Genomic DNA, 16,795 nt, shown 5'->3' on the forward strand with positions numbered 1-16,795 from the left:
AGGTTTTAAATTTTGGCAAGAATAAATATTTTAGATGCACAAACCTCAAATAAAATTGCTGCAGGAGAAGTTGTTGAAAGACCTGTATCTGTTGTTAAGGAGCTTGTAGAAAATTCATTAGATGCAGAGGCTAAAAATATAACAATTGAAATACAAGAAGGTGGACAAAAACTTATAAGAGTTATTGATGATGGATATGGTATTCATATAGAAGATTTAAAAAAAGCTTTTACACCTCATGGAACAAGCAAGATAAGTTGTGTTGATGATATATTTTCTATAAATACATTAGGATTTAGAGGTGAAGCATTACCAAGTATTGCTTCTGTCTCTAAAGTTAATATAAAGAGTAAGTACAAAGAATGTAGTATTGGAAAAGAGTTGATTTTAAACACAGGAGAGGAAGTTAGTTTTTTAGATTCCCCAATTTCAAAAGGAACGCAAATGGAAGTTCGAGATTTATTTTTTAATATTCCAGCTAGATTGAAATTTTTAAAAACAACTACAAGAGAGGGAAGTTTAATTGTAGATTTAGTAAATAAATTAGCCTTAGCAAATCCAGATGTTTCTTTTAAATTATTCAATAACAACAAAAAGTCAGTAAATACTTACGGAAATGGTAACTTGTTAGATACTATAAGGAGTGTTTATGATAAAAAAACATCAGAAAATATAACATATTTTGAAGAACACAAAGATACAATATCAGTCTATGGATATATAGGAAATGAAACTTTAGCTAGAGGTTCTAGAAATAATGAAATAATGTTTGTAAATAAAAGATATATTAAAAATAAAGCAATAAATGTGGCTGTTGAAAATGCCTTTAAATCCTTTAATGTAACAAATAAGTTTCCTTTTTATATAATGTTTATAGAAATTTATCCAGAACTTATTGATGTAAATATTCACCCTACAAAATCGGAAATACGTTTTAAAGATGAAAGATTTGTTTTTAAGACTGTGTTTGATGCTATACATACAGCTTTAAGAAAAAGTATAGAAGGTGAATTTAATGTTGAAGAGGAAGAAACACCTTTTAAAATAAATAAGTTTGAAGTAAACCAATTATCTTTAGATAGTGAAATAGATAAATTAAATTCATTAAAAGAAATTATCTCAAAATCGAATTATGAAAAAACAAATAAACAACCAAATGATTTAAGTTATTATAATTCAGTAAAAAAAGATGATTATTTTAGTGATGAGCAAAATTTAGAAAAGAACATTGAAAATTCAAATATAATAAAAGAAAATTTAGAAAATGTTATTTTAACTGATAATGCTTTGGAAGAATGTTCACCTATTAGTTTATATGATACTAATAAGGATAAGGAAAACATAATTTATGATACAAAATCTAGAGATAGCTATGAACTCAAAGAATCAAAACAAAATACAATATTCACTAAAAAAGCAAAATTTCCAAAACTTAAAGTAATAGGACAATTTAATAAAACTTATATAATAGCAGAATATGATTCGGTTATGTACTTAATAGACCAACATGCAGCTCATGAAAAAGTTTATTTTGAAAAATATAAGAAAAGTATTGAAGAAGCTAAGGTGGAAATTCAGCCATTGGTACTTCCAATACTTTTAGAACTTACATTAGATGATTTTGCATATTTTATTGAAAATAAAGAAGTCTTCAAAGAAGCAGGTTTTAAGGCAGAGGAATTTGGTGATGATTCAGTAAGAATTAGTGAAGTTCCATATTTTCTAGGAAAATTAAATGCAAAAGAATTATTTTTATCTATAATTAATAATTTAAGAAATTTAGGTTCAGGGAAGACAACTGAAGTTAAATTTAACAAAATAGCATCACTTGCATGCAAAGCGGCTGTTAAAGCAAATGATGTCTTAAATGTATTAGAAATGGAAAAACTTATAGATGATTTACGATATTTAGATGATCCATTTAACTGTCCTCATGGAAGACCCACCATTATAAAATTTACAAGTTACGATTTGGATAAAAAATTTAAAAGAATACTGTAAGGAGAAACTTAAAAATGACTATAAAAAATAACAATCTTTTAATAATTGCAGGTCCTACATCTGTTGGAAAAAGTGACATATCAGTTTCTCTAGCAAAGGAATTAAATGGAGAGATAATTTCAACAGATTCAATGCAAATTTACAAATATATGGACATTGGTTCTGCTAAAATAACAAAAGAAGAAATGCAAGGAATTCCTCACTATCTAATAGATTTTTTAGAACCTAAAGAGGAATTTAGTGTATCTGAGTTTAAGGATTTAGCAAAAGCAAAAATAGAGGATATCCAATCAAGAGGCAAGTTACCAATATTAGTTGGAGGTACAGGTCTTTATATAAATTCTTTAATATGCAATATGAATTTCACAGAAAGTTCAAAAGATGAAAAATATCGAGAATATCTTTATAATTTAGCTAAAGAAAAGGGAAATCAGTATGTTCATAACATGCTTTATGATATTGATATAGAAAGTTTTAACTCAATCCATTTTAATAATTTAAAAAGAGTTATAAGAGCTTTAGAAGTTTATAAAATAACGAATAAGCCATTTAGTTCTTTTAAAGAAGACCAGAATAATATTTATGAAAGTCCGTATAATATATATTATTATGTTCTTAATATGGATAGAGAAAAACTTTATTGTAGAATAAACAAGAGAGTTGATATGATGCTTGAAAAAGGTCTTTTAGAAGAAGTAAAATCTTTGAAAAATATGGGACTTATAGCAGATATGCAATCTATGAAAGGCATTGGTTATAAGGAACTATTATATTATTTAGATGATAAAATATCATTTGAAGAAGCTGTAGAAATGATTAAACAAGGAAGTAGAAATTATGCTAAAAGACAATTAACATGGTTTAGAAAAGATCCAAGGGCTATTTTTATAAATAAGGATGATTTTATGGATGATAAAGAAATAATTACTAAAATTATTGGTGACATAAAAAAATCTTAGGTTTATAATAGTTATAACACATTATTAGTTGGAGGTTATATTTCATGAATAAAGCAGTAAACAATTTACAAGATATTTTCTTAAACAATGCTAGAAAAGATAAAATACATGTTTCTATATTTTTAGTAAATGGTGTTCAACTGAAAGGTTATGTAAAGGGATTTGATAGTTTTACGGTTGTTTTAGATAGTGAAGGAAGACAACAATTAGTTTATAAACATGCAATAAGCACTATATCACCAGCTAAACAAATACTATTTAATAATGAACAATAATAGTTAATAACAGTAATAGGCAAATTATTTTTATAATTTGCCTAATTTTTTTGCCTATGATAATATAAGAATAATAAAACTACTCGGAGGATTAAAAAAAAATATGCTAAAAGAAACTATAGAACTTTTAAAAAAAACTTATAGATTTAGTGATGAAACTTTAAATATTTATGAAAAAGCTATTAAAGATGTAGAAGAAGAATTTAAGATGTATGATAAGATACGTGAATTTAATCAAGTTAAAATTTTAAGAGCTTTCCAAGAAGAAAGGATATCAGATAGTCATTTTACAAACTCATCTGGCTATGGATATGGAGATATAGGACGTGATTCTTTAGACTTAGTTTACGCAAAAGTGTTTAATTGTGAAAAAGCTTTAGTTAGACCTCACTTTGTAAATGGTACTCATGCAATTGGGGCAGCTCTTATGGGAAATCTAAGACCTAATGATACAATGTTAACTATAACAGGAACTCCTTATGATACACTTCACAATATAATAGGAATAAACTGTGATGAAAGTATAGGTTCTTTAAGGGAATATGGAGTCAATTATAAGCAAGTAGACTTACTTAATGGAAAAATAGATATTGAAAAAGTTAAAGAGATTCTTAAAGAAGATAAATCTATAAAACTTGTTCATATGCAAAGATCAACAGGATATGGTTGGAGAAATTCATTTTTAGTTGATGAACTTGGAGAAGCTATAAAAGAGGTAAAATCCATAAGAGATGATGTCATAGTTTTTGTTGATAACTGCTATGGTGAACTTATAGATACTAAAGAGCCAACAGATGTAGGTGCTGACCTTATGGCAGGTTCTTTAATTAAAAATATAGGTGGAGGTATTGCTCCAACTGGTGGATATATAGTTGGAAAAGCTAAGTATGTAGATCAAGCATCATATAGATTAACTATACCAGGAATAGGTGGAGAATGTGGTTCAACATTTGGAGTTATGAGACAAATGTTTCAAGGATTATTCTTAGCTCCTCACATAGCTATTGAGGCTGTTAAAGGTGCAGTATTTTGTGCGAGAGTTATGGAACTTTTAGGATTTGAAGTATTACCTAAATATAATGAAAAGAGAAGTGATATAATCCAAGCTATTAAATTTAATGATGAGGAGAAACTTATAAAATTTTGTAAGGGTATACAAAAAGCCTCTCCAATAGATTCATTCGTTGAGTGTGAACCATGGGATATGCCAGGATATAATGATAAGGTAATAATGGCAGCAGGTGCATTTATTCAAGGTTCTTCAATAGAACTTTCAGCTGATGCCCCAATTAGACCACCTTATATTGCATATCTTCAAGGGGGACTTACTTTTGATCATGCAAAAATAGGAGTTTTAGTTGCTTTAAATAACATATATAAATAATATTTTTACAACAGTATAAAATATATGAATAATGAAATAGCTAAAAATAAATATAAAAGCTGAAAGAAAAGAGGTTAAAAAATGGACGCAATTGAAATGATTAAAGAAAGAAGAAGTATTCGTAAATTCAAAGATAAAAAAGTAGATAGAGAAATTATGAGGGAAATTGTAGATATTAGCAGATGGGCACCATCATGGGTAAATTATCAAATAGCAAGATATACGTTAGTTGATGATGAAGAAATTATTAAAAAGCTTGCAACTGAAGGTGTTAATGGATTTGTTTATAATATTGATACTTTAAAAAATGCCAAGGGTGTTGCAATTCTTAGTTTTGTTAAAGGCAAGAGTGGAAAATTAGATTTGGAAAAGGATGATTATGCAACATCAAAAGCAAATGTTTGGGAAGTGTTTGATGCTGGTATAGCATGTCAAACATTTTGTTTAGCAGCTCATGCAAAAGGTATAGGAACGTGTATTATGGGTGTTATTGATGAAAAATCAATTTCTAAAATTATAAATTTACCTCAAGAAGAAACAGTAGCTGCACTTATTGTATATGGATATGAAGATGGACATCCATCTCCAACACCAAGAAAAGATATAGATGAAATAATGCGTTTTGTAGATAGATAAAATATAATTAAACAATATCGGATATTAAGATTAACTTAGTATTCGATTTTTTTATTATAAATTGTATAAATAAAATTAGATGTTGTAATATAACAAATTATAATGTATACTTTTATTTATAAGTATTACAAACTTGGTATTACATAAAGTAATACATATAGGAGAAGTATGGAGAGTAAAAATAAAGAACTTAAAATAAAATCTTTTAGAGTTGATGAAGAAACTTTTGAAAAATTTAAAAATATAGCTTCTAGTGAGTTTAAAGGTCAAGGACAGTGTTTAGAAGCACTTATAAATCTTTACGAACTTGAAAATTCAAAGGCTTCTTTAGTTGAAAGAAAGCTTGAGATTGAATCATTTCAAGATTATTTAAATAAAATAAATCAATTGTTTTTGACTTCTCTTCAAATGAGTAAAGATGCTGAAGTTAGATTTAAGGATGAATACATAAAGCAGCTTAATATAAAGAATAAAACTATAGAGGGACTTCAAAATAGAGAAAAACAACTTTTGGAAAAAACAAAATTTCTTGAAACTTCTAATAAAGAATTAACTTTTTTTAAGGGGGAGTTAGAAAAAGATAAATCAACTCTTTCCCAATTAGTGGCTAGGAATCATGATACATTAGAAAGTAATAGACGTGAAATAGAAAAACTTAAGGAATATAAAAAATTTAAAATTGAAAATGAAGATTTAAAGAAAGAAAATTATTCCTTAAAAGAAGAATTAAACAGAAAAATTAATGAAAGTAAGAACAAAGCTTTAGAAATTGAAATCATAAATAGAGAAGTTGAATTTTTAAAAAATAGAGTAGATGAACTAAAAAAAGAGGTTTTAGCTTATAAAGAGCTTGCTTCAGCTATTAAAAATGAGCATTCTAACGAGATAGAAATTTTAGAAAAGAAATATAATAAGATTATAGAAAAGGAAACTAAAAAATTAACAGAGTCTTTTAATAAAGAATTAGAACTTGAGAAAAAATCATTTGCTTTAAATTTAAAAATCTTAGAGGAAGAAAAGCGTATTTTAGAATTACAACTTAAAAATCTTGCCAAATAGAACGTAAGTTTGCCACATTTACTACGCTGTGTTAAAATACTTATAGATTAAGGAAAAAATGGAGGTGAAATTAGTGATGGAGCTTAACGAAAAGCAAAAAGAAGTTTATGATTTTCTTTTAGAATTTACTAAAACAAATGGATACCCACCATCTGTGAGAGAAATCTGTAAAGCAGTTTCTTTAAAATCAACATCCACAGTTCATGGGCATTTGAAGCGTTTAGAAAAAAAGGGTCTTATATATAGAGATTCAACAAAACCTAGAGCTATTGTTATTAATGAAATATCATTAAATAATAATGCAATAAATACTTTAAAAATACCTATAGTAGGAAATATAACAGCAGGTATGCCTATCTTGGCTACTGAAAATATAGATGGCTCCTTTGAGATTTCACTAAATTCCATAAAACATGATAATAATCTTTTTGCATTAAAGGTTCAAGGACACAGTATGATAAATGCTGGAATAAATGATGGAGATTTAGCAATAATTGAGCAATGTAATTTTGCAGATAATGGAAAAATTGTTGTGGCGCTTATAAATGATGAAGCTACGCTTAAAACTTTTTATAAAGAGAAGAATCATATAAGACTTCAACCAGAAAATAATTCAATGGAACCTATAATAGTTAAAGATTGTTCTATTTTAGGAGTTTTAGTTGGCATATTTAGGACGTTTTAATTTAAATAAGAGGTGAAAAGATGGAAAATTTTAATGATGATTTTTGTGATATTGGACTAGATAAAATTTGTGATAATTGTGGTAAATGTTTAGAACTTGAAGGTGTAGATACAAAAGCTATAAATCTTCAAGAAATATCAAAAATTGTAGAAGAAAAATATGAATTGAATGATAATTTAGAATCAGAAGAACCAATAATAGAAGAAGATGAATTATCTTACGACAATGATGAGGTTGAATCTTTAGATGATATAGACTGGGAATTAAAATTAAAAGAGTTAGATAGTGAATATGAAGATGCATTTGAGCATATTGAGTATATTGAAGATATGGATTTAAATGATGATTTAATTTTAGAAGAAATGACAGATGAAATTTATCCTGGAGTTAGAAGGATAAAGAAAAAATAAGCTATGAATTAATTCATAGCTTATTTTTTTATTTTAAATTAGTTTTAGTTGCGTTAACTAATCCATCCAACCAATCTTGATGTCCATTTATCATTGGATTAGGTTTTGTTTGAGCTAATTCTTTTGCAGGTTTTCCAATTTGAGATTCTTGAGTTAATATACGAACTCTTCCTTCAGAAATATTTTCAATAAGCCAAGCATGGTATACATCTAATTTGGTGTCTTCAGTTTCTCCAGACCAACCATGCCATGCTACTCTAGCTGGATTTCCATTTATAGGTGGAATGTATTCTAATACTTCAGCTTCCACTCTAAATCCAAACGTATTAAACCTAAACCTAGCATTAGTAGCTAAATTTGGACCTGATATATTATAAAAATGAATATCAGAAGAGTTGTTGTAATATTTAGACCACATAGATGTGTTATTTAAATATTTCCATACCTCTTCAGCAGTCATATCTTTAACAATTTTTTCGTTTGATACGAAATTATCTGTTGTTCCTGGTAAGTATTTTTTTGGCCATAAAATTTCATTCATCATGTTTTATTACTCCTTTAATTCAAAATTATTTTTAATACTATGTAAAAGTTAATTAATTATAATATTATTTTATCAGTAATTTTCTTAAAAGCAAGAACGTACTTTTTTGTAATATACTATCTAAAATGATAGTATAAATTTTAGAGAATAAAAAAAGCCATAGAATTTCTATGACTTCCTTCTCTTAATTTGGTTAAGAGTATTTTCTAAAATTAGTATCCATATAAGATGTAGCTATATCTTTAAAACCTTCGTTAACTAAAGCACAATAAACTATTCCTTTAAGTTCATAAGCAGATGTTACACGACTTGGATTATTTTTATGAATATTATTTATTATATATAGTATTTCATTAATTAAAGATTTAATATCTGAATCTGTTAAGGAAATATTAGCATTTAATGCTGAATTTAAGATGCTTGTTTTTATTTTATTAACTTCAAAATCATATATAAAACCATTTCTTTTTCTTACTTTCATTATATTGTCCCCCTTGTTAATTGAAATTATTACATATTATAGCATGAAAATAAAATTCATACAATAAAATCTTGTAATTGATTTCTTAGTTAACAAGGCTGATAAAAAATGATATTATATTATAATAGAATAAAAAGTAAGATTTTAGAAATAAAACACACGATTTATATAAATTTTTATTTTCAAAAAAGAAAGGTGGAATTTTAAGATGAAAATGAAAACACAAACAAAAAAAATCCAAGAAGATTTAGAAGGATGTGTCTTACCTGAAGGTTTAGGTTACAAGAGAGGATATTTTAGAGATATGAAAAAACAGCTAGTTACATTAGAGTGTATAGAAGAAGATATAACAGCTGCATTAAATGAAGCTATAATAGTTAGACCTTGTTATGATGGTGAAAAAGAGTATATGCAAATTCCATTGTTTTTTGAAATAATAAAGGGTGTTCATATGGAACCTTATAGATATGCTAAATTGTTAGATTTTTGTAAAACATCTTCTAATAGCGTGTATATACAAAATATAAAAGAACTTTTTGAAGATGAAGCCGAAACTACTTTAAGTTTATTAGATGGAATTGATATAGCAGATAAATTAAATGGTAAAAGCTTAGATAAAGAAAAACTTAATGAAAACTTAATGAAAATTTTAAGTTTACATACGCAAGGTTATGTTCCATTTAATGAAGAAACTAGGGAGTTTGATATTGATGAAATATTAAATCCTAGTGATGAACTTGTTAAAGAATATGGGATAATAGATAATTTAGGAAAATTCACAAAAATAGTTAGAAAATACCTTGTAGAAGAATTAAACAGATATATCATGAGTAAAGATATTGTTAAAGATATAGACAAATATGAATATATAGAGTTATATAAATCAATAGGAAAATTAAAGCAAAGTATAGTAGATAAAATAAATAATTATACAATTTCAAATATACCACCCAAAATAATAATGTTTAAAGAAAATCAAGAAATTATAAAAAAAGATGAATCATTACTTTTAGGCTACCTACATAATATAGGATTTGATGTAATAGTGTTTATTCCATCTGCAAATGATGGATCTATGGATGTATTATCAGAAAATATATATTCAGAATTAAAATTGCCACAAATAAATAATAAAGTTAATAAAAATTATATAGAAAAATTAGGAGAATTATTAAGAGGTAGGGCTTTAGTAGATGAGGATATCGTAGCTGGATTAACAAATTTTAAATATGATTCATCTATTGAAGATTATAAAAAATTATTAAAAAAATCAGATGCAATATTTAAAAAGATGGAAAAGAAATTATTTTCGTAGTCTAAGTTATTTAGGAGGGAGAGGAATCTTGTGATGGGAAATGGAGAAACAATATATAGATATTTAGATAAAGCTTTTGTAGTTAATTTACTAAATAGCGATGAAGAGGCGATTGAGAAACTAGGAATTAAAATAACTTTATTAGAAAATTTGTTAAAAAAAGATGTAAAGAAATATAGCACAGAACAAGAAAAAAGAGAATGTATAGAAATTTATTCTAATGTTATAAATGAGTTAAGAAATGTTATATATGAGTATAATTTAGCTAAAGGAATAAATGTTACAGATGATATATATCAAGATTCAGTAAAGCCTAAACTGTTATATGAAAATAATTTAATAAGAGGAATGGAATATATGAGAACTGCATTTCCTCCTTTAGATAAAGATTCTTTGGTAGATTATTTAGATAATTACACTAGATTATTATGTAAACATAAGAAAGAAGATAGATATTCACATGAGGTATGGTTTAAAACGAAAATGTGTTTAAAATATTTAGATGGAATATTATTTGGTTCTGATGATTCAAGAGATAAAACTAATTATGATTCAATGACATTAGAGAATTATTTAGAATTTATGTTAAATGAAAATTTAATAAAAAATGATCCATCTAGATATGTAAGATATATAAAAAGGTATAAAGTAAGCCATGGACAAAAAAATGGTGAACAAGAAAATTTATTTAACTCTAAAAAAATGCCACAAGAATCACTAGAAAATACGATAGATCCACAACAGTATAAATATGAAATGGATATGAAGAAAAATATAGTACCAAAACCTAAAAAATTAGATGGAGTTATATCAGTAGGTTTTATAGCCATAGCAATAATTGTAATAATATTATTATTTTATTATATGGTATAGGAATAAAAACAAAAATGAGAAGGAGATTAAACCCCTTTTCATTTTTTAGTTATTTTAAATTCATATAATCTTCATAACAGTTTAAACATCTAGCATTCCAATTAATGTTTTTCTTAATTATTTTAGCTGGATTACCTGCAATAATAATATTAGATTCATCAAATTTTCTAGTTACTAAGCTGTTCCAACCAACAATGCTGTCATCTGATATTTTTGTATTTTTTCCAATCTTAACATCTTTTCCAATCCATACGTGATTTCCAATTTCAATACTCTTACCATAATTAAGAGGATTACCATCTAAGTCTGTAATGGTATGAGCGTCAGTGCACCACACATCAATTCCCCAACTAAACATGCAGTTATCTCCAACTGTAATAGAAGAGGAGCTATCTTGAAGATACATGCGAACACCATTAATTAAAATATTATTTCCTAATATAACTTTACAGTTATTTGCATATCTTAATGCGTTTGGATCTATCCAGTTAGTTGCTGGTCCACCTATTGATAAGGATAAACCATTTATACCTAAAGCTTCATTAAACCCAAAAGTAACGTCACCCATTTTAACTAGATTATTATCACCTACAATTGATATAGATAATCCTTTATTTGATAAAATATTTAAAATATCCTCTTCTGACTTGGCAAATAACATTATTTTATTATTATTACCTAGTATATTAATATTAGATTCATTTATTTTATTATCGTTTAATTCTAAATAATTTATTTCATCTCCATTAGAAAATGTAAAAATTATTTTATTATTTTCTCCTGTTATATTTCCTTTACTCATAGTTTTTCCTCCTAAGTTACATATGTTTTCGAATAACATTATAAACCTTAGTGTTAACTCTAAGGCAAGTAAAAAATATAGTTTTATTAATGTTATTAATGTTATTTATGGTAAAATTATATTTAATAAAGCATAGTAATTAAAATTAAGGGGGGCATATCAATGAAGGCCAATGAAAAATATTTAATTAGGTTTTTAGAATCTTCGGATACTAATTTTGTAATTCCTGTATATCAAAGAAATTATAACTGGAAAAAAGAACAATGTTGTCAGTTATATAATGATTTAATTGAAATGATTAATAATGGTTATAAAAATCATTTTTTTGGTTCAATAGTTTCAATATACAATGATATTGCAAAAGGAAGAGAATATCTTATAATTGATGGACAACAAAGAATAACTACTATAAACTTGTTGTTATTAGCTATATACAATATTTTAAGTGAAAATAAATTAAAATCTGGAGTTATCATTAAGGAAAAAATATTAAATCAATATTTAATAAATCAATATTCTTCATTAGAAAATAAAAATAAATTAAAACCTATTAAGGATGATAGGAAGGCTTTAGAAAGAATATTTTTAAATCAAGACTTGATAGATGATTCAAATATAACTGCAAATTATAAGTATTTTTATGATAGAATTCTTAATGAGGAAATAAGCATAGATGATTTATACTCAGCTATAGAAAGACTAATGATTGTAGAAATAGAATTGAAAAATGGTGAAGATGATCCTCAATTAATATTTGAAAGCTTGAACTCTACAGGATTAGATTTAACAGATGCAGATAAAGTTAGAAATTTTATTTTAATGAATGAATCTTCAGAAAGGCAAGATAAATTATATAATATTTATTGGAATAAAATAGAAAATAATACAAATTTTAAAGTAACTCAATTTATAAGAGATTATTTAACAATGAAAGAAAATAAGATAACCAATATCAATAAAATATATATAAACTTTAAAAGATATATCCAAAATGGAAATATTAAAATAGAAGACTGTTTGAAAGATATGCTTAAATTCTCAGTATATTATAAGCAAATAATTAAAAATAGTTTTGGAATAAAGGAAGTAGATGAAAGCTTAAAAAGAATAAATAAACTAGAGGTAACAGTAGCATATCCTTTCTTTTTAGAAGTATTAGATGACTATCATGAAAATCTTATAAATAAGACAGATATCATTGAAATTTTTAGTGTTATAGAAACCTATATATTCAGAAGAATACTATGTAAAGTTCCTACAAATGCTCTGAATAAAGTTTTTATGAATATGTGTAAAGAAATAAAAAAAATGGATAATTATAAAGAGAATTATTTAGAAATTCTAAAATATATATTAAGTATTAAAAAATCATCTCAAAGGTTTCCTAATGATAGTGAATTTAAAAAATATTTTATTCAAGAAAATATTTATAATTGGAAAAGTAAAAATAAGCTTTATTTATTAGAGAGATTGGAGAATTACAACAATAATGAAAAAGTTGATATAGAAAATTTAATTAATGATAATAAACTAAGTATTGAGCATATTATGCCTCAAAAATTAACAACAGTGTGGAAAAAGGAATTAGGAGATAGACACATTGAAATATATGATAAATATATAAATACAATTGGAAATTTAACGTTAACAGGATACAATTCTTCTTTAAGTAATAAAACTTTTATTGAGAAAAGAGATATGGAAAAAGGATTTAAAGAAAGTAGATTAAAATTAAATAAATATTTAAGCGAAATAGATTGTTGGAATGAAGAAAATATAAAAAAAAGAGCTTTAAGATTATATACTATAGCTAAAAATATATGGAAATATCCCGAAATTAAATATACTGTAAATGAAAATATTGAAAATTTATTTACATTAGGTGATACTGATGATTTTACAAACTCTAAAGCTTCAAGATATATATTTAGGGATGAAAATGTGAATGTAAAAGATTGGACAGGATTATATGAAAAAATTTGCTTTAAATTATATAGTATAGATCCAATACCTTTTAAAAGGTTAACAAAGAAAAACTTTGAAAAGGAACATTTAAAGAAGCGTTTTTCTACAGAAATAAATATGCTTAGAAATCCATTAAAAATTGATCATAATTTATATATAGAAAAAAATTTAAGTACAGAATCGAAATTAGAGACTTTAAGATCAATATTTGATGAATATTCAATAGATTATAATGAATTAATATTTTATATTAAATAAATTTAGTATCCGTATGAATGTTGATCTTAAATTGTATACTTTGCTAAGTTAAAATTTAATAAAATAAAAAACTCAGATAAATAATCTGAGTTTTTTTATTTTATTATCCATAAATAGATTTTAATAATGAAGTACCTGTTGTTGTCTTAAAAATATTATTCATTGTGTTTTCAATATTCGATTTTGAATATTTACTCTCTTCAGCATTAACTATATAGTCAGCTTCAATTAAAATTTGGTGTGCTATGTCTTTAATATCTTTAAAGGTATGATGATGACCAACTAAAAAAATTACATGATTAATAAACTCATCAGAATATCCTGTATCTTTTAAAAATTCTGCTGTTAAAATCTCGCCCTCAATTTCTTGATATTTGCCATTTGTGTTTCCATATTTTTCACGGCAAAGAGGGCAAGCGATATCATGAACTATTGCTGAGACTTCTAATATAGTTTGAGTTTCTTTATCTAAATTTTCACATTCACCAATAACTTTAGCATAAGCGTATACTTTCATAAAATGATTTATATCATGTAAATTTCCTTTAGAATAATCAATCATTTTTTTTACTATTTCTGAAACTGTCATAATAACTCCTTTCGATTGCATAAAAAATTAGTGTTATTATAACATTGTTATAATTTCATAGCAATAAAAGATTTCTTTTAAATACTACTTACTAATAATTATTTTCTAAAACCAATATCCATATAAGAACTAGCTACATTTTTAAATCCATGTTTAACTAAAACATAATGAATTATGCCTCTAAGCTCATAAGTTGATGTAATACGTGATTTATTATTTTTATCAATAGTATTTAGTATATGAAATGCTTGATTAACTATCAGTTTTATATCTGATTGTGTTAATAAAATATTTATATCACTAGCTGAATTTAATATACTTGTTTTTAATTTATCTACATTAAGCTCATATATAGAACCATTTCTTTTTATAACTTTCATAATATTTCCTCTTTAATCATTTACTATATCATATGATTTTTAAGTAATTTTCGAAATAGTATATTTAGCTTTTTAATAAAAAAATCAACTTAATTTATATTGCATTTCAATAGGGTTATTAATATTGTTTAGAAAATTTATAGTACATTTAGAAGCTAAATTTATCTGTTTTTCATCACTTATTGTCGCTTTGTTATCACCTGATTGCTCTCCATAGCTTCCAAATTGAGCATGATTTCCACCTTTAATTTCAATAAACGTAGAATTTTTAGGCAGATTTGGACCTTTAATATTTTCTAGCTTTGCAACGCCATCTAAATCTCCGTATATACTTAAAACATCTTTATTATAATCTTTAAATTTATTTTTAGCTGGATACGATGCATAAAATACAACGCTATTAATTTTGGAATCTTTTAAAGCATAATTGCTAGCCATAGCTCCACCAAGTGAGTGTCCACCAATAGCCCATGTATTTATATTGTCAAATCTGTTTATAATATCTTTAGCTTTATTTGGAGAAAATATCGCTAAATTTAAAGTCATAGGAGCAATTACAACTAAAAAACCTTCCATGCATATTTTTCTACATAAAGGGGCATAGGCTTCTGGTTTTATTTTAGCTCCAGGATAGAATATAAAACCATTTGAAGGGGTTATATTATTTGGAGTAAACACAATATATTTATCTTTAGTTATGGTTACTAAATTATCACTCAACATAGATATAGTTGCAAGTATTGTAGGTTTATATGTACTATTAGCCCAAATAAAAAACATTATAGATAATATAAAAATTACACATATAAATATAGGAATAATATAAATCATTTAATATCCTCCTTTACAGTATAGTTACATATTTTTAATTATATGCTTGTACTATTAATTATAAACCGAATAGTTTATTTAAATAAAGCGTATATTATGATTTGAAAATAAAAAAATATTTATAAGCTTGAATTGATTAAAATTTAGGTTTAAAATAAAATAATAGTACTAATTCTATAAATTAACTAAAATAAATTTTTTATCTATTGATTATTTAATAAATAGGAGGAGTTTATAATGGGAACAACAGAAGTAAAGATTAGTAATGAGATTAAATTATTGGATATATTGAGTAGGTCTTATCAAAAAGCTTTAACAGATTTAAATAGAATAGATAAATATCTATTTGGTGATGATATAGCTTATGCATGTGAGGATATATATAGTAGAATGAGCAATATAATTAAAGAAACAAGTGCTATGGAAGGAATAGGGGAAGAAAATATTTTTCTTCAAAAGTATATTAAAGCTCGAGATATTATACTTCATAATACATTAGATGAGGCTGTTAATGTGTGTACTGAATATTTAAAAGAAATAGAAAATACTAAATGTTCTATGCAAAAATAATATTTAATATTTATTGGTGATAAAAGTAAAAGAGCACTCATATTTGAGTACTCTTTTTTAAATTAAATCTTATATAATAAAAATATATGATATAATAAAATAAAAAAATAATACATAAGATAAAATGGAGGATTAAATGAACATATTAGAAATGATGAAAACAGATAAAAGTTTTGCGTATAAACATTCTGATGAATTTTTAGATGTGCAAAAAAGAGCAAAAAATCTTTGTTGGGAGTTTAATCAAACTTCACCAGATGAAGATGAAAAACGTAGTAAAATTTTAAAGGAGTTATTTGGGACTTGTCATCCATCAACAGCTATTGAGCCAACTTTTCGTTGTGATTATGGATTTAATATTCATACACACGGGTTTACTCTTATAAATTATAATTGTACTATATTAGATACATCACCTGTACATATCGGAGCAAATGCTTTTATTGCGCCTGGAGTTTGTTTAGCATGTTCTGGTCATGCGATAGATCCTAAACAAAGAACTAAAGATGCAGTATGTACATCTAAACCAATAACTTTAGAAGATGATGTTTGGATTGGAGCAAATACTGTGGTTTGTGGTGGAGTAACAATTGGAAGAGGTAGTGTAATAGGCGCTGGTAGCGTTGTCATTAAAGATATACCAGAAAATGTTATAGCTGTTGGAAATCCTTGCAGGGTTATCAGAAAAATTACAGAAAAAGATAAGATTAATCCTCTTGAAATCATCTATTAACATAGATAAAGAGCAATCTAAGAAATTAAATTGCTCTTTATTAAA

Annotated in this window: 19 protein-coding genes; 13 read left to right on the plus strand and 6 right to left on the minus strand. The window is 25.4% G+C overall.

Features of this window, described 5'->3' with window-relative positions:
• The first annotated feature begins 12 nt into the window (after window positions 1-12).
• The 8 genes from mutL to DR020_RS10890 all read left to right on the plus strand — a co-directional run bounded on the left by mutL (window position 13) and on the right by DR020_RS10890 (window position 7,409).
• The gene (mutL, locus tag DR020_RS10855; RefSeq protein WP_112365950.1) at window positions 13-2,001 is read left to right on the plus strand and encodes a DNA mismatch repair endonuclease MutL; all 1,989 of its coding nucleotides are present in this window, start codon (window positions 13-15) and stop codon (window positions 1,999-2,001) included.
• Window positions 2,002-2,015: 14 nt separating this feature from the next.
• Entirely contained in the window at window positions 2,016-2,960 is a 945-nt protein-coding gene (gene miaA, locus DR020_RS10860) for a tRNA (adenosine(37)-N6)-dimethylallyltransferase MiaA (RefSeq protein WP_055257506.1), read from the plus strand.
• Between the two features lie 44 nt (window positions 2,961-3,004).
• Window positions 3,005-3,235: an RNA chaperone Hfq gene (gene hfq / locus DR020_RS10865; RefSeq protein WP_055257504.1), complete on the plus strand. Its 231-nt coding sequence runs from the start codon at window positions 3,005-3,007 to the stop codon at window positions 3,233-3,235.
• Between the two features lie 103 nt (window positions 3,236-3,338).
• Window positions 3,339-4,619 carry a methionine gamma-lyase family protein gene (locus DR020_RS10870; protein ID WP_112365951.1) on the plus strand — a complete coding sequence of 427 codons (1,281 nt, stop codon included), beginning with the start codon at window positions 3,339-3,341 and terminating at the stop codon, window positions 4,617-4,619.
• Between the two features lie 81 nt (window positions 4,620-4,700).
• Entirely contained in the window at window positions 4,701-5,255 is a 555-nt protein-coding gene (locus DR020_RS10875; protein WP_055257500.1) for a nitroreductase family protein, read from the plus strand.
• Window positions 5,256-5,423: 168 nt separating this feature from the next.
• Window positions 5,424-6,314, plus strand: a complete 891-nt coding sequence (locus DR020_RS10880) for a hypothetical protein (protein WP_112365952.1) — start codon at window positions 5,424-5,426, stop codon at window positions 6,312-6,314.
• 58 nt (window positions 6,315-6,372) lie between these two features.
• Window positions 6,373-6,999, plus strand: a complete 627-nt coding sequence (gene lexA, locus DR020_RS10885) for a transcriptional repressor LexA (RefSeq protein WP_235865695.1) — start codon at window positions 6,373-6,375, stop codon at window positions 6,997-6,999.
• 20 nt (window positions 7,000-7,019) lie between these two features.
• Window positions 7,020-7,409, plus strand: a complete 390-nt coding sequence (locus DR020_RS10890; protein ID WP_055257495.1) for a hypothetical protein — start codon at window positions 7,020-7,022, stop codon at window positions 7,407-7,409.
• A gap of 28 nt (window positions 7,410-7,437) precedes the next feature.
• On the opposite strand, the gene DR020_RS10895 is transcribed toward DR020_RS10890, so the two are convergent.
• Complete coding sequence (locus DR020_RS10895) at window positions 7,438-7,953, minus strand: SRPBCC family protein (RefSeq protein ID WP_235865696.1); 516 nt, start codon at window positions 7,951-7,953, stop codon at window positions 7,438-7,440.
• 193 nt (window positions 7,954-8,146) lie between these two features.
• Window positions 8,147-8,434, minus strand: coding sequence for an ATP cone domain-containing protein (locus tag DR020_RS10900; protein ID WP_112365954.1), 288 nt, complete (start codon window positions 8,432-8,434; stop codon window positions 8,147-8,149).
• Window positions 8,435-8,642: 208 nt separating this feature from the next.
• Between DR020_RS10900 and DR020_RS10905 the strand changes: the two genes are divergently transcribed.
• Together DR020_RS10905 and DR020_RS10910 are read left to right on the plus strand one after the other, a co-directional pair.
• A complete protein-coding gene (locus DR020_RS10905) occupies window positions 8,643-9,749 on the plus strand; it encodes a YceG family protein (RefSeq protein ID WP_112365955.1) in 1,107 nt (368 codons plus the stop codon).
• Between the two features lie 30 nt (window positions 9,750-9,779).
• Entirely contained in the window at window positions 9,780-10,622 is an 843-nt protein-coding gene (locus DR020_RS10910; RefSeq protein WP_146739595.1) for a hypothetical protein, read from the plus strand.
• 49 nt (window positions 10,623-10,671) lie between these two features.
• Here DR020_RS10910 and DR020_RS10915 read toward each other — a convergent pair whose 3' ends face one another.
• A complete protein-coding gene (locus DR020_RS10915; RefSeq protein WP_112365956.1) occupies window positions 10,672-11,424 on the minus strand; it encodes an acyltransferase in 753 nt (250 codons plus the stop codon).
• A 162-nt stretch (window positions 11,425-11,586) separates the two neighbouring features.
• On the opposite strand from DR020_RS10915, the gene DR020_RS10920 reads away from it, so the two are divergent.
• Entirely contained in the window at window positions 11,587-13,647 is a 2,061-nt protein-coding gene (locus tag DR020_RS10920; RefSeq protein ID WP_058991698.1) for a DUF262 domain-containing protein, read from the plus strand.
• Between the two features lie 103 nt (window positions 13,648-13,750).
• Here DR020_RS10920 and DR020_RS10925 read toward each other — a convergent pair whose 3' ends face one another.
• From DR020_RS10925 to DR020_RS10935, 3 genes are all read right to left on the minus strand, one after another.
• Complete coding sequence (locus DR020_RS10925; RefSeq protein WP_055257481.1) at window positions 13,751-14,236, minus strand: HD domain-containing protein; 486 nt, start codon at window positions 14,234-14,236, stop codon at window positions 13,751-13,753.
• A 98-nt stretch (window positions 14,237-14,334) separates the two neighbouring features.
• Window positions 14,335-14,616 carry an ATP cone domain-containing protein gene (locus DR020_RS10930; protein ID WP_112365957.1) on the minus strand — a complete coding sequence of 94 codons (282 nt, stop codon included), beginning with the start codon at window positions 14,614-14,616 and terminating at the stop codon, window positions 14,335-14,337.
• Window positions 14,617-14,700: 84 nt separating this feature from the next.
• Window positions 14,701-15,447: an alpha/beta family hydrolase gene (locus tag DR020_RS10935; RefSeq protein WP_055257477.1), complete on the minus strand. Its 747-nt coding sequence runs from the start codon at window positions 15,445-15,447 to the stop codon at window positions 14,701-14,703.
• A 237-nt stretch (window positions 15,448-15,684) separates the two neighbouring features.
• Here DR020_RS10935 and DR020_RS10940 point away from each other — a divergent pair, with 237 nt between their 5' ends.
• Window positions 15,685-16,017, plus strand: a complete 333-nt coding sequence (locus DR020_RS10940; RefSeq protein ID WP_112365958.1) for a hypothetical protein — start codon at window positions 15,685-15,687, stop codon at window positions 16,015-16,017.
• 136 nt (window positions 16,018-16,153) lie between these two features.
• Window positions 16,154-16,750 carry a sugar O-acetyltransferase gene (locus DR020_RS10945; protein ID WP_112365959.1) on the plus strand — a complete coding sequence of 199 codons (597 nt, stop codon included), beginning with the start codon at window positions 16,154-16,156 and terminating at the stop codon, window positions 16,748-16,750.
• The last annotated feature ends 45 nt before the right edge of the window (window positions 16,751-16,795 follow it).

Origin of the sequence: Sarcina ventriculi (assembly GCF_900456775.1) — a bacterium.
In the GTDB taxonomy this organism is placed as follows: Bacteria; Bacillota; Clostridia; order Clostridiales; family Clostridiaceae; genus Sarcina; species Sarcina ventriculi.